At 31.1% G+C, this 13,648-nt stretch carries 12 protein-coding genes; 6 read left to right on the top strand and 6 right to left on the bottom strand.

Annotated features, from left to right (window positions below):
• The first annotated feature begins 8 nt into the window (after positions 1 to 8).
• The 5 genes from N456_RS09960 to clpX all read left to right on the top strand — a co-directional run bounded on the left by N456_RS09960 (position 9) and on the right by clpX (position 5,756).
• Complete coding sequence (locus N456_RS09960) at positions 9 to 1,604, top strand: hypothetical protein (RefSeq protein ID WP_062057449.1); 1,596 nt, start codon at positions 9 to 11, stop codon at positions 1,602 to 1,604.
• Positions 1,605 to 1,798: 194 nt separating this feature from the next.
• Positions 1,799 to 2,146, top strand: a complete 348-nt coding sequence (locus N456_RS09955; RefSeq protein WP_062056454.1) for a phage holin family protein — start codon at positions 1,799 to 1,801, stop codon at positions 2,144 to 2,146.
• 95 nt (positions 2,147 to 2,241) lie between these two features.
• Positions 2,242 to 3,564, top strand: a complete 1,323-nt coding sequence (tig, locus tag N456_RS09950) for a trigger factor (RefSeq protein WP_062056452.1) — start codon at positions 2,242 to 2,244, stop codon at positions 3,562 to 3,564.
• A 102-nt stretch (positions 3,565 to 3,666) separates the two neighbouring features.
• Positions 3,667 to 4,341 (top strand): ATP-dependent Clp endopeptidase proteolytic subunit ClpP, encoded by a 675-nt coding sequence (clpP, locus tag N456_RS09945; RefSeq protein WP_062056450.1) that lies wholly within the window; start codon positions 3,667 to 3,669, stop codon positions 4,339 to 4,341.
• A 182-nt stretch (positions 4,342 to 4,523) separates the two neighbouring features.
• On the top strand, positions 4,524 to 5,756 hold the full coding sequence (gene clpX, locus N456_RS09940; protein WP_062056448.1) for an ATP-dependent Clp protease ATP-binding subunit ClpX: 1,233 nt from the start codon (positions 4,524 to 4,526) through the stop codon (positions 5,754 to 5,756).
• 103 nt (positions 5,757 to 5,859) lie between these two features.
• Here clpX and N456_RS09935 read toward each other — a convergent pair whose 3' ends face one another.
• Both N456_RS09935 and N456_RS09930 read right to left on the bottom strand, forming a co-directional pair.
• Positions 5,860 to 6,183, bottom strand: coding sequence for a hypothetical protein (locus N456_RS09935; protein WP_062056445.1), 324 nt, complete (start codon positions 6,181 to 6,183; stop codon positions 5,860 to 5,862).
• Between the two features lie 229 nt (positions 6,184 to 6,412).
• Positions 6,413 to 7,954 (bottom strand): GH3 auxin-responsive promoter family protein, encoded by a 1,542-nt coding sequence (locus N456_RS09930; RefSeq protein WP_062056444.1) that lies wholly within the window; start codon positions 7,952 to 7,954, stop codon positions 6,413 to 6,415.
• Between the two features lie 147 nt (positions 7,955 to 8,101).
• Between N456_RS09930 and N456_RS09925 the strand changes: the two genes are divergently transcribed.
• Positions 8,102 to 8,896 carry a DUF2797 domain-containing protein gene (locus tag N456_RS09925; RefSeq protein WP_062056442.1) on the top strand — a complete coding sequence of 265 codons (795 nt, stop codon included), beginning with the start codon at positions 8,102 to 8,104 and terminating at the stop codon, positions 8,894 to 8,896.
• Here N456_RS09925 and N456_RS09920 read toward each other — a convergent pair.
• The 4 genes from N456_RS09920 to N456_RS09905 form a co-directional block, all read right to left on the bottom strand.
• Entirely contained in the window at positions 8,882 to 10,351 is a 1,470-nt protein-coding gene (locus N456_RS09920) for a pyridoxal phosphate-dependent decarboxylase family protein (RefSeq protein WP_062056439.1), read from the bottom strand. The two genes, N456_RS09925 and N456_RS09920, sit on opposite strands and share 15 nt — an antisense overlap.
• A gap of 253 nt (positions 10,352 to 10,604) precedes the next feature.
• Positions 10,605 to 11,240: a hypothetical protein gene (locus N456_RS09915; protein ID WP_062056437.1), complete on the bottom strand. Its 636-nt coding sequence runs from the start codon at positions 11,238 to 11,240 to the stop codon at positions 10,605 to 10,607.
• Positions 11,241 to 11,465: 225 nt separating this feature from the next.
• Positions 11,466 to 11,906: a hypothetical protein gene (locus N456_RS09910; RefSeq protein ID WP_062056435.1), complete on the bottom strand. Its 441-nt coding sequence runs from the start codon at positions 11,904 to 11,906 to the stop codon at positions 11,466 to 11,468.
• Between the two features lie 56 nt (positions 11,907 to 11,962).
• Positions 11,963 to 13,237, bottom strand: a complete 1,275-nt coding sequence (locus N456_RS09905; RefSeq protein WP_062056433.1) for a hypothetical protein — start codon at positions 13,235 to 13,237, stop codon at positions 11,963 to 11,965.
• Between the last annotated feature and the right edge of the window lie 411 nt (positions 13,238 to 13,648).

Raw genomic sequence — 13,648 nt, 5'->3', positions numbered from 1 at the left:
AAATGATGATGAAGAAAAATATAAAATACCTAGCAATCCTAGCATTAGGGATTATTGCTTGTGAACCAGAATTCGATAATCCAATTGATGAATCAGGTATATATACTAATGGTACAGCAGATTTTAGTAAGTATGTGGCATTAGGGAATTCCCTTACAGCAGGGTTTGCTGATGGAGCCTTATATATTACGGGTCAAGAAAACTCATATCCTAATATTGTATCTAAACAATTTGCATTTGCAGGAGGTGGAGAATTTACTCAACCATTAATGGCTGATAACGTAGGAGGTTTTATTGGAGATGCAACTATACAGGCAGCTTTTCCTCCTAGATTGGTTTTGGTTTTTGATGATAAAGGTAAGCCGGTAGGACCTGCACCATATACTGGCGATACGTCAAAAACGGATTTTACAGCTAATTTAGGAGCTTCTTTTGGTAATATGGGAGTTCCAGGGGCAAAAAGTTATCATTTGCTTGCTCCAGGATATGGTAATGTAGCTGGAGTGGCTGCAGGTTTGGCGAATCCATATTTTGCAAGAATAGCATCTTCTCCAACAGCTACAATGATAGGTGATGCGGTGGCACAAAATCCTACTTTTTTTAGTTTATGGATCGGGAATAATGATATTCTTAGTTATGCAACATCTGGAGGTATAGGAAAAGATCATAATGAAACAGGGAATATGGATCCATCTACATATGGAAGCAATGATATTACTAACGTAACCACATTTGCAGGGATATATAATCAGCTATTAGGAGCATTGACTAAAAATCAAGCTAAAGGGGTTGTGTTAAGTATACCTAGTGTAACCTCGGTACCATTTTTTACAACTGTTCCTTATGCTGCCTTGAGTCCGTTGAACCCTGATTTTGCAAAACAAATACCAGAATTGAATGCTACTTATGCAGGATTAAACCTTGCGTTTAAAGCTATAGGTGTTCCAGAAAGAGCAATTCAGTTTTCAACTACTAGTGCAAGCCCAGTAGTGATTAAAGATGAATCACTAGAGGATAAGACAGCGCAATTAAAAGCTGCTTTAACTCCTGCTTTTGGAGTGACAAAAGCAACTCTTTTTGCTATGCAATATGGGCAAGCAAGACAAGCAACTGCAGAAGATTTATTAGTTCTTACCAGTTCTCGTATTATAGGAAAAGTAAATACAGATAGACTAGCTGAATTGGTTGTTGCAGGTTTGTCTAAAGAAGAAGCGGCAAAACTTTCGGTTAATGGAGTTTCCTTTCCTTTAGAAGATCAGCATGTATTAATACCAGCAGAACAAACCGCAATAGAAAATGCAAGGACAGGATTTAATGCTACAATTAAAAACCTAGCTACGGCAAAAGGTTTGGCATATTATGATGCTGCTGCTGATTTAGCACAGGCTGCCAATGGAGGTATCCCGATTGATGGAGGTGTTGTTACGTCAGAATTTGTGACAGGAGGAGGGTTTTCTCTAGATGGAGTACATCCTTCGCCAAGAGGACATGCTTTAATGGCTAATGGAGTTTTAAAAGCGATAAAAGCTACTTATGAATCTAATTTACCCACAGTTAATCCAGCAGATTATGGTACGGTTACCATAAGTAATGATATTAATTAAGAAAATGAACCGATAAATGATTAATAAAAAAACCTGCTACTTTTAGCAGGTTTTTTTTATTACTGTCTGAAAATAGTTTAATACTAAATGAGTCATAAAATTATAATTCATAACTTGAAATATAAATAAGAAAAAAGTATATTTAACACTAAGTTTTAAAATTGTATTTTATGTATAAGGCTTATACTTGAGAGATGAAATTTTTATTTAAGCTAATATTAAGTGCTGTTGCAGTAGTCATTTTGGCAAAAATCTTACCTGGTGTTGAAGTAGATGGTTATCTAAGTGCCTTGATAGTGGCTGTTGTTATAGCTATTTTAAATGCGATTGTAAAACCTTTGTTGGTTGTTTTGACATTACCAATTACGGTGGTTACTTTAGGAGTGTTCCTTTTAGTGATTAATGCAATGATTATTTTATTAGCAGATTATTTTGTTATAGGATTTGATGTAACTGGCTGGTTCTGGGCATTGATTTTTAGTCTATTGCTATCTATGTTTCAGTCGATACTGTATTCTGTTTTAAAGAAAGACAAAAATTAATATAACTCTTGCTGTTTTTCAGGGAGTTAAAATTTGTTGTGATGTAAAAAAGTATTACTTTTGCAACCCAAATTTTAGTAGTAAACGTAGAGATAATGAATATTTCAAAAGAGCAATTAGACGAATTAAATGCGGTAGTAACTGTAGATATCACTAAAGATGATTACAGTGATAAGGTTAATAAAATCCTTAGTGACTATCGTAAGAGTGCTAACATTCCTGGTTTTAGAAAAGGTCATGTTCCTATGGGGCTTGTAAAAAAGCAATATGGGAAAGCAGTTTTGGTAGATGAGGTGAATAAACTATTACAAGATGCATTAAATAAATACCTCACAGAAGAGAAACTAGATGTTTTAGGTAATCCTTTACCTAAAGAGCAAGAAAATTTTGATTGGGATACTGATAATTACTCTTTCGAATTTGAACTTGGATTAGCACCGAAGTTTGATGTAAAATTAAATGGTAAGAAAGCGATCACTCACTACAAAATTGTAGCAAATGATGAGATGATTGATAATCAGATTAAAACCATTCAGAAGCAATATGGTAAGTTGATCTCTAAAGATAGTGTAGAGAAAGATGATTTAGTAGCAGGTTCTTTTGTTAATGAAGAAAAGGAAATTGAGAATACTTCTACAATTTCTTTAGATAAAATTAAAGGAAAAAAGAATTTAGATAAGTTTATAGGAGCTAAGGTTGGTGATGTTATTACCCTAAAAACAAAAGGATTGTTTAATGATGATCACGATTTGATAAGTGCCTTAAAAATAGAACATGATGATGCTCATGACCTTGATGTAGAAGTTACTTTTACAATATCAGAAATAAACACTCAAGAATTAGCTGATTTAGATCAAGAACTATTTGATAAGTTATATGGACCAGAAGTTGTAAAAACAGTTTCTGATCTAAAAGTTAAAATAAAAGAAGATGCAGAGCGTCAATTCGAGCAGCAATCAGAACAACAACTGCTTAATGCTATTACAGAAAACGTATTAGAGAATACCGTATTTGATCTTCCTATAGAGTTCTTGCAGAAATGGATTAGAGTGACAGGAGAAAAACCTTTAACAGAGGATGAGGCAAAAGATGAGTATGAGAAAAGTGAAAAGGGATTACGTTATCAATTGATAGAAGGAAAGATTATTAGTGATAATAATCTTCAGGTAACTTTTGAAGAATTACAAGATTTTGCAAAAGATTTGATTAAAGGTCAAATGGCACAGTTTGGACAGAATTCTCCAGAAGATAAAGAATTAGAAGGTATTGCAGCTAGAATATTGTCAAACCAAGATGAGGTTAAAAGAATTTCTGAGCAATTGATGAGCAAGAAGTTACTAAACTATTATAAAGAAAATGCAAAGCTAAAAATAAAAGAAGTTAGTTTTGATGAATTTATAAAAGAGGTTTACAAATAAGAAATGTTGTAAAATACTAAGGAATTTATAGTTATATTTAGGGCGTTAAACTATCTTTGGGTTAACGCCTTTTTTATCAATAAAAATTTCAGAAAAAGAAATATGGATTACGGAAAAGAATTTGAAAAATACGCTACCAAACATCAGGGTATTAATAGTAATTACTATAATCAGATCATTAGTAGTATGTATCCGGTTGGTATGACTCCTAATATTATAGAAGAACGTCAAATGAATATTGCTATTTTTGATGTTTTCTCACGATTAATGATGGATCGTATTATATTTTTAGGAACCGGGATTAATGATCAGGTTGCTAATATAGTTCAGGCTCAATTATTGTTCCTTGAAAGCGTAGATTCGTCAAAAGATATTCAGATATATATTAATTCTCCAGGAGGAAGTGTTTATGCTGGTTTAGGGATTTATGATACTATGCAGTTTATAAAACCAGATGTAGCTACAATATGTACAGGTATGGCCGCATCTATGGGAGCTGTATTGTTATGTGCAGGGCAAGCAGGAAAACGTTCTGGATTACCTCATAGTAGGGTGATGATTCATCAACCATTAGGAGGAGCTCAAGGGCAAGCAAGTGATATAGAAATTACTGCACGTGAGATTTTAATATTAAAAGAAGAATTATATAAAATCATTGCTAAACATTCTGGACAAACCTATGATAAGGTTTATGAAGACAGTGATAGAGACTATTGGATGAAAGCTGATAAAGCTCTTGAATATGGAATGATTGATGAAATCTTATCTAGAGAGTAGTTTTTTTTCTTGTATAGGAGAATTTTCTACTGCTTAAGATAGATAGATTATGAGTTTTTTGTAAAATATAAAGCATACTTGATGATTTCATAAGATATAGAAATAATCAGGATATAACGTATGCAGGTTTCACCTAACCAATTTAAAATGTATTTATAGAAGGTGATTGAAATTGAAAAATTATGGCTAAGGAAGATTTAGAATGCTCTTTTTGTGGGAGAAAAAAGCCTGAAACTAATTTGTTGATAGCAGGGTTAGATGCTCATATATGTGATCGATGTATTGTTCAGGCACATGGAATTGTAGTAGAAGAAGCTAAAGATGAAGAGACTGGCGAGCTTAGCAATGAATTGATGCTACGTAAGCCTATGGCTATCAAGAAATTTTTGGATGAATATGTAATAGGGCAAGAGTTTACCAAAAAAGTAATGTCTGTTGCGGTATATAATCATTATAAGCGTTTGTTACAACCACAAACAGAAGATGATATAGAGATTCAGAAAAGTAATATCATCATGGTAGGGCAAACGGGTACAGGTAAAACATTGATGGCAAAAACTATTGCTAAAATGCTTAATGTACCTCTGGCAATTGTAGATGCAACGGTTCTTACTGAGGCAGGTTATGTAGGAGAGGATGTAGAAAGTATTCTTACAAGATTGCTTCAAGCGGCAGACTATAACCTAGAGAAAGCACAAAAAGGAATTGTATTTATTGATGAAATAGATAAGATAGCTCGTAAAAGCGATAATCCTAGTATTACTAGAGATGTCTCTGGTGAAGGAGTACAGCAAGCATTACTAAAACTATTAGAAGGTACTGTAGTGAATGTTCCGCCAAAAGGAGGACGTAAACACCCTGATCAAAAATTTATAGAGGTAGATACTGAAAATATTCTTTTTATAGCAGGAGGAGCTTTTGATGGTATAGAAAAAAATATTCAGAAACGATTGAATATGCAAGCGGTAGGATATAGTGCTTCTAAAAGTGAAGATGCTATAGAAAAAGATAATCTACTACAATATATTATCCCACTGGATCTAAAAGATTTTGGATTAATTCCTGAGATCATAGGTAGATTACCAGTACTCTCTTATATGAATCCATTGGATAAAGAAACTCTTAGATCTATATTAACTGCTCCTAAAAATGCTATCATAAAGCAATATAAGAAGCTGTTTGAAATGGATAATATTAATTTTTCTATTACGGATGGAGCATTAGAATATATTGTAGAGAAAGCAATGGAGTATAGGCTTGGAGCAAGAGGTTTAAGATCTCTTTGTGAGGCTATTTTGACCGATGCAATGTACGAAATGCCAGAAAGTGAAGAAACAGAATTTAGAGTGACTAAGGATTATGCTGAAAAGAAACTAAATAAATCTACGATTAAAAAACTTAAGGCCGTTTCTTAAGGAAATAAAGTAATAATAATTAAAAAAAAGCGGGGTATCTAAAAAAATAACCTCGCTTTTTTGGTTGATTAGTAGTTGTTAATTTATATACATATTCTTTCTTTTATTCAGAATAAGATATTTTGTTTTTGTTATCAGTAATGATAGTTTCAGTACTTTTTAAGGTTAGATTAGTATTCTTAAGCTCAATTTTTAAGTTATTTTGGCGAATTAAAGCTTCATAAAATTTTACTTTTGATAATTCACTATAACAAGTATCGTCTTCTAATGTAAATGTACTTTTTATGCTAGACGAAGTAACTGATTTGGGAGTCGTAATTGCTAACTCATTATTAGATGTGATTGTGTGATTTTTAGTTGCATTTTCTTGAGCATTTACCTCTATTACTAAAAGAAAAAATAAGAGACAAGATATTGTGTTTTTCATACTGGGGTGCCTTAGTATATTTGTAACTATCTGGTAACAAATTTAATATGAAAATAAGAGGCTTTAAAATGATTTGATATTTTTTAGACTAAAGACCTTTTTTGAAGGATGAAATACAGATAATCACAGATAAAATAGATGTTGTAACGTATTTTTCTTACGGTTTAACCGTATTTTTAGTCTTCAATTCACTCTATTTAATAAAAAAACAATTTTACAGTAATGGAATTTAGAGTTGAGAGGAGTGCTTAGAATTTATGCTATTTAATATGATTAACTCTTCAATATATGCTCGTTTATTAGACAATCTTGGGATTTTATGTTGCCCTCCCAGTTTATTGTTTTTTTTCAGCCAATCATAAAATAAATTAGGCCTTGCCTTACGTATTTGAAGAATGTTAAGTGTAGTATTATTATATCTTTTGGCTTCATAATCACTGTTTACATGTTGTAAATTTTGATCTAAAATATGTGTAAATTCTTTGAGATTTTTAGGATGTTTTTTAAATTCTATAATCCATTCATGAGCCCCTTTTTTTCTTTCTTTCATAAAAATAGGAGCGACAGTATAGTCTACAATTTCACTATTGGTAGCTTTAGTTGTTTTTCTAAGCGCCTCTTCAGCATTTTCGATAATAAGTTCTTCTCCAAAAACATTAATATGATGCTTGGTTCTACCCGAAACTTTTATTCTATATGGGTTTATTGAAGTAAAGCGTACTGTATCTCCAATTTTATAACGCCATAGTCCTGCATTGGTCGTAATAATTATAGCATAATTTTTATTGATTTCTACTTCACTTAGCGGGATAACTTTTTCGGTAATAGTGCCATACGTTTCCATAGGTATAAACTCATAGAATATACCATAATCTAACATTAATAATAATTCTGACGAATCATTATAATCCTGTATCGCAAAGAAACCTTCAGAGGCATTGTATATTTCATAATACTTAAAAGAATTTTTAGGTAGAATTTTTTTGTATTGCTCTTTATAAGGAGCAAAATTTACTCCGCCATGAAAATATACTTCTAGGTTATTCCATATCTTGAAAAGATCTTCCTGTTCTGTGGTTTCTAGCACTTGATTTAATAAAACAAGCATCCAAGAAGGAACTCCTGCTAAGCTAGTTACATTTTCTTGTATTGTTTCATTAACAATAGCTTTCATTTTAAACTCCCAGTCACTCATTAAGGACACCTCATTATTTGGAGTAGAACTATATTCTGCCCAAAATGGCATATTGTCTATAATTATAGCGGATAAATCACCAAAAGAAGTTCCGTTTTCTTTGTATAATTCTTTACTACCTCCTAATCGAAGGCTTTTTCCGGTAAATAGTTTAGAATTTTCATTATTATTAAGGTACATGCACAAGAGGTCTTTACCTGCTGCAAAATGACAATCTTCTAATGATTCTTCACTAACGGGAATAAATTTACTTTTTGAACTAGTGGTACCACTGGATTTTGCAAACCATTTAATAGGAGTAGGCCAGAATATATTATGCTCTCCTAAACGACTTCGTTCAATCATAGCTTCATAATCTTCATAAGATCGTATAGGGATTCGTTCTTTAAAAGTTTTATAATTACTAATAGTCGCAAAGTCATATTTTTTCCCTACCTCAGTGTTTTTTGCTGTTGCTAATAAAACGTGTAATAATTCTAGTTGAACTTCATTAGGATATTTAAGGAAAAGTTCTATCTGATGAAAACGTTTTTTAAGAAACCAGCTGGCTATAGAATTAACTAATGGGATTGGCATTTTTGATGTATATTTAGCCAAAAATATAGTGCTCTAATTTTTATTATAAAAAAGTGAACACACTATTTTTGATAAGTGTGAAATAAAAACTAAAATAATAAAAATAATCACATTCTTCTTATCCATTAGTTATATAACAAGATTTTTATGAAATATACTGGAGTACTTAAAAAAATGCAGACAGAATTAGGGAATCCTATTCAGTATTACTTGGTTTTTGAATCAGATTTTATCCATATGAATCAATTATTGAATAAAAAAATACAGATAGAATTTGTAGGCTATCAATGTTTGGCATGTGGTAAGAATAAAAAAATATTTAGACAGGGATATTGTTATGATGATTTTTATAACCAGCCTCAAGTAGGAGATTGGGTAATCCGTCCAGAATTAAGTACAGCACATTTAGACATAGAAGACAGGGATTTAGAATTTGAAAAAAAAGCTCAGTTACAGCCTCATATTGTATACTTGGCTAATTCTAGTAGTGTAAAAGTAGGCGTGACTCGAAAATCTCAAGTCCCTACAAGATGGATAGATCAGGGAGCACATGAAGCTATAGCAATTGTCGAAGTTCCTAATCGATACTTAGCAGGTATTGCAGAAGTAGCTTTAAAAGAAAAAGTTTCTGATAAAACGAATTGGCGTAAAATGCTTAAAAATGATATAGTTGATGAAAATTTGATTGATTATAAAAATACACTAAGAGATTGTATACCTGATGAGGTAAAAGATTATTTTATTGAGGATGGAAAAGAAACGCAGCTTCATTTTCCAGTATTACAGTATCCTGATAAATTAAAAAGCCTTAACCTAGAAAAAACACCAGAGTTTTCTGGTGTTCTTAAAGGGATAAAAGGGCAGTATCTTATTTTTGAAGATCATACAGTCTTTAATGTTAGAAATAATGAAGGGTATGTGGTACGTTTAACAATCTCTTAAATTAGATTTTTGTAATAGTTCTAACTCTTCTTTTCCATAGATTTCGCACTGTTGTAATGTGTCTTTTATATCTTCGATAGTTGTTCTGGGGTTTATGAGACACATTCTTAGTACAATTTGTCCTTGTAAAACAGTGGTTACTAATAATGCTTCTCTAGAGGTTACTATTTTTTTTGAAATATTTTGATTGATTACATCCAATTCTTCTTCGGATAACTCTTGTTTTATAGGATGGTATCTAAAGTTGATTATAGCTAATGTAGCGGGAGATGTAATTTCCCAATAAGTACTTTTTCTTAATATAGCCTCTGTTTGTTCAGCAAGTTCTATAGTATATTGTATTGCTTTTTTGAAAGATGATAGCCCGAATGTTTTTAATGACATATAGAATTTTAAAGCACGAAAACGACGTGTTAACTGTATGCCATGATCATAAAAATTAATCTCAGATTCATTACCTTCTATGTCTCTAAGGTATTCTGGTTTTTCACTAAAAGTATTACTTAACCAATTATGATCTTTAACTAATAAACATCCTATTTCGTAGGGTTGAAAAAACCATTTATGAGGATCTACTGTTAATGAATCTGCTCGTTCAATTCCTTTTAATGTCTGTGCTCCTTTATTAGATAATATTGCGGCGCCTCCATATGCACCATCGACATGCATCCATAGGTTTTCTTCTTGGCAGATCGTAGCAATCTCATCTAGTGGATCTACTGTTCCGGTATTTGTAGTTCCGGCAGAAGCGATGATACAAAATGGTTGTAATCCTTCTAAGCGATCCTTGGCAATTGCATTCTTTAATTTATTTAAAGATACTTTAAACTCTAGATCTGTAGGTATAATTCGGATTTGCTCTTTTTTAAACCCAATTACTTTGATAGCTTTTATGTTAGAAGAGTGTGCCTGATCTGATAAGTAAATTATAGCTTTAGAGAACTCTTGCCCACATTTTATTCTTCTAGCAGTCACTAGTGCTGTAAGATTTGCCATAGACCCACCACTAGTAAAGATACCACCTCCTTTTTTTGTTGGAAATCCAAAAATCTTAAGAAGCCAGTTCATTACTACAATCTCTAGTTCTGTAGCAGCAGGTGATGCTACCCAACCTCCAGAAAAGATATTGAATCCTGTAGCGATAGTGTCTGCCATAACACTTATGTAATTACTAGGCCCAGGTACAAACGAATATGATTTAGGGTGTGATACAATATTACTATTAGGGATGATTTGACTCATTACAAAATCTAAAACTTCGTTTGCAGAAGTAGGTTGATCAGGAATATGTTCTATTAATAGAGAATCCATTTCTTCTCTAGATGCTATAGTTACAGGTTTTTTGGAGTTTTGATTTTCAAAATGTTCAACAATATGATCGATAATTTTATAGCCATATTGTTGCATTTCTTTTTTTGATAATTTTAGTTTAACGTTTAAGTCATCAGTTGTCATAGTGGGATATTTTATATTTCTACTAAAGAAATCTTAAAATAAAGTGTCTATCTTAATTGTACGGATAGGAAATGAACTCCGAATTATAGATGTTTTACTTTAACATTTAATTAATTGTAGAGCCCACAAATTTATTTAATTGAATATTAAATATACATGTATAAATGAGTAAAAAAATAGTATTTTATAAAAGAACTAAGGTTTTATAGGAAGTTTAAAAGTGTTGTGCTATAAGTGTTTTTTTACCTGAATACTAGATGAATAACCTAATACTTTGGATAATAGAGACCATGATTAAAATAATCCCTATAGTTTTAGAAGTTTTGTTTGTTTCATTTTTTTGTTTTTGAGTCATTTTATACCCCCATTTGCTATAAAAATATAAAGTTCCTATTTTTCCTAAATAAACACCTAAAAAGAAAAGAAAAAGAGTAATCAACGAAGTCTGCGATGTAAGTTTGACAATAGACTTGTTAATCAGTGATATAGCTAAAATCCAATAAATTAGTACAGGTGGATTTAGTATTGCTAAAAAAAAACCACTTAATAGTTTAGAACCTAATAGTCTTAATTTTTTAGGTTTATGGATGAAATTAGGATTGTTTTTAAAGAGTACAAAATAAATACCAATACTTAGAAAAAGTATTATAAATACAATTTGAACCCATTGGTTTTCTTGAAAAAAAATAGATAATTCTGTACTATAATGTAGTGCAAAAAAAGCTAATATAACTTCTCCAACTCCTGCGGCAATAATTATGTGCGAAACATTTTTTATACCTTCTTTTATAGTAGTGTTAATAACCACTAAATTGACAACTCCAAGTGGTAGTGCACTTAGTATAGTAATAAAAATCCCTAATAAAAGATAAGACAGTATTGTAATCATAGATACTTAGTTGTTGTAAACAAAGTAATCTTACAAAAAAAATAGAAGAGGCAATTGCCTCTTCTAACCCTTAAGAGTATACAACACATTAATTTAATCCTAAGTATTCTAGCTGTTTATATGAGATGATTTTTATAATCTTTCGTTTTGTTAAAGTCTATTTATTAGTTAATAATATAGAATAACTAATAATTTTTAGTGTTAGCGTTTGAACTAGTTGAATTTTTAAAAATTTCCATCAACTCCGATTCTCATTTTTTTAATGATTTCTTCATAATATAAAATAGTCCAGATAATTTTATCAGTATCCGCATAAGGAATTAATTCTTCTATAGTTTCTTTAACTACTAACAAGTTTTTTTTGTTAGATTCTACGCTATTCTTTAGGGTTTTGAGGTGTCTAGAGTCTTCTTTAATACCAATATCGCTTAATCTTACACCAGCTTCATTAGTTAGAGATAAGAATGGTAATATCGTTATAATTTCTTTAACTCGATCTTGATATAATTTTACAAGCTCTCCTTTTTTAAGAGCTTGTAGGTCACTAATTGTGTGAAATTTATTGATCTGACTTTTTGGGGTAAAAAAGACAGCGTCATTTGTATTTTGAGCAAAAAATGAACTCGTGATAAGGATGAATAAAAAAGTTATTGATGTTTTTGACATAGTGTTTTTTAATTTGGATCGATTATGTTTTATGCATCAGATCTCGCTATAAACTTTTATTGCATAACCATATAGTTGTTTAATGATTGTTTTAATTGAAACTTAGGAGTAACTGTGTTTTTAGGGTCGCTAAATAAATTGTTAACAGCTACAAAGTTTTCCGTAAATCGGTTGTATTTTAAAATATCTAAAGTTCCGTTAATTGCCTTATTGCTTGATTTGACACCTTTTCCATGTATATTGAAAAAACTATTGTCCATCATAAATGCTTTTTGCATTGTAGCTAAAGAAGTATAAGATTTATCAAATTGAATCACATCAGAAAATCCTGATATTTTAGAATTATGAATATATGATATAGCTGAATTAGAAGCAGAGATTGCGGCAGTTGTGTGTTGGTAATTTGATTTATCTGATAAGTTAACAAGTGTAGCATTAGTGATCGTAACATCTGTTATCGCATCAGGTTTTATATATCCAAGTTCTGGATTATATCCATCTACTTCGATAGCAAAAGATCCTTGAGGACTATTGATATATGGATGTCTAATAGCTATAATATTTTTAATAGTACCTTTAAAGCCTTCTGCAAAATGATAATCATCTTTTTGCGCTTTAAGAGAAATTAGATTCTGAAGATTGTTTTTTCCTCCATGAATATTATATGAATCCTGACCAGAGTAGCTTACCATAATATTTTCTATGATAGTAGATGTTCCTATTCCGTATAAAGATAGCCCATTAGTCCCTGCTGTTCTTTTAGCCGTATTACCCGAAAATTCGATTCTTACAAATTTTAATATTGTTGTTTCTTCGTCTATTTGATTTCCACCATACACAGAGTATTTTGGATTAAAATCACCTTCAATAATACCGTTACCAGAAACCGTATTTACTTTCCCTGATCCTGCAATAGTTATTCCTCCCCAATCTCCACTATTTCTGGATTTAGGGGCTTTGCTAGATGTAAAAACAATAGGATATGCCTTAGATCCTACCGCAATTAGTTTAGATCCTTTAGTAATGATAAGATTTGCAGGGTTTTTATGATCACATCGTATTACTGTTCCTTCTTGTATTGTTAAAGAGGCACCATTAGTTACATATACGTCACCTGATATAGAGTATACGATATCATTTCTTAGATAAGTATGATCAGTAATAATATTAGGTAGTGCTTCCTCTGCTTCTGGATAATTCATTTTATTAGGAGTGAAGTTTGTCCATACCTTGGTCCATCGATCATTATTTTCATTAAAATCCTGAGCAATAGTTGGAGAGTAGATAAGTAATAGTATAAAAGTTGTTAGTAGGGAACATCTTTTTTTCATGATGGTTGATTTAGGGGGTTAAACTTTTAGAGGAAATTTCTTTCTCCTAATTTTTAGACTACTAAGATACTAGAGTTATGGCAAAATTGGTTACGTGTTTACCATAAACTTTGTATGTTCGTCGTATTTTTAACTTAAATTATGAAAATATTAATAGTATATTTCGTACAGTTAATATTATGTACGTGATTGATAATCAAAAAAATGATTAGTCTATATCTAGATTTGTAAAAAAAATGTATGACATTGTGTTTTAATCCATTTCTCCGTTTAGAAAAAAGATTAAACTTTCTTTTTTAGACTATTTTGATCTCTATAAATAGAGTTTTTAGGTTAAAAAGACTAATATATTACATTTAAAATTCAGGATTGAGAATAAAATTTCTTTGAATAACTCTAACTTAGAGTTGA

It is taken from the genome of Aquimarina longa SW024, from assembly GCF_001401755.1.
GTDB classification, from domain to species: Bacteria; Bacteroidota; Bacteroidia; order Flavobacteriales; family Flavobacteriaceae; genus Aquimarina; species Aquimarina longa.
This window is presented reverse-complemented; position numbering and strand designations above follow the sequence as displayed.

Bases quoted from the DNA above. Each gene is read 5' to 3' on its own strand.
- N456_RS09960 (WP_062057449.1), top strand. From the start codon at position 9: ATGAAGAAAAATATAAAATACCTAGCAATCCTAGCATTAGGGATTATT.
- N456_RS09955 (WP_062056454.1), top strand. From the start codon at position 1,799: ATGAAATTTTTATTTAAGCTAATATTAAGTGCTGTTGCAGTAGTCATT.
- tig (WP_062056452.1), top strand. From the start codon at position 2,242: ATGAATATTTCAAAAGAGCAATTAGACGAATTAAATGCGGTAGTAACT.
- clpP (WP_062056450.1), top strand. From the start codon at position 3,667: ATGGATTACGGAAAAGAATTTGAAAAATACGCTACCAAACATCAGGGT.
- clpX (WP_062056448.1), top strand. From the start codon at position 4,524: ATGGCTAAGGAAGATTTAGAATGCTCTTTTTGTGGGAGAAAAAAGCCT.
- N456_RS09935 (WP_062056445.1), bottom strand. From the start codon at position 6,183: ATGAAAAACACAATATCTTGTCTCTTATTTTTTCTTTTAGTAATAGAG.
- N456_RS09930 (WP_062056444.1), bottom strand. From the start codon at position 7,954: ATGCCAATCCCATTAGTTAATTCTATAGCCAGCTGGTTTCTTAAAAAA.
- N456_RS09925 (WP_062056442.1), top strand. From the start codon at position 8,102: ATGAAATATACTGGAGTACTTAAAAAAATGCAGACAGAATTAGGGAAT.
- N456_RS09920 (WP_062056439.1), bottom strand. From the start codon at position 10,351: ATGACAACTGATGACTTAAACGTTAAACTAAAATTATCAAAAAAAGAA.
- N456_RS09915 (WP_062056437.1), bottom strand. From the start codon at position 11,240: ATGATTACAATACTGTCTTATCTTTTATTAGGGATTTTTATTACTATA.
- N456_RS09910 (WP_062056435.1), bottom strand. From the start codon at position 11,906: ATGTCAAAAACATCAATAACTTTTTTATTCATCCTTATCACGAGTTCA.
- N456_RS09905 (WP_062056433.1), bottom strand. From the start codon at position 13,237: ATGAAAAAAAGATGTTCCCTACTAACAACTTTTATACTATTACTTATC.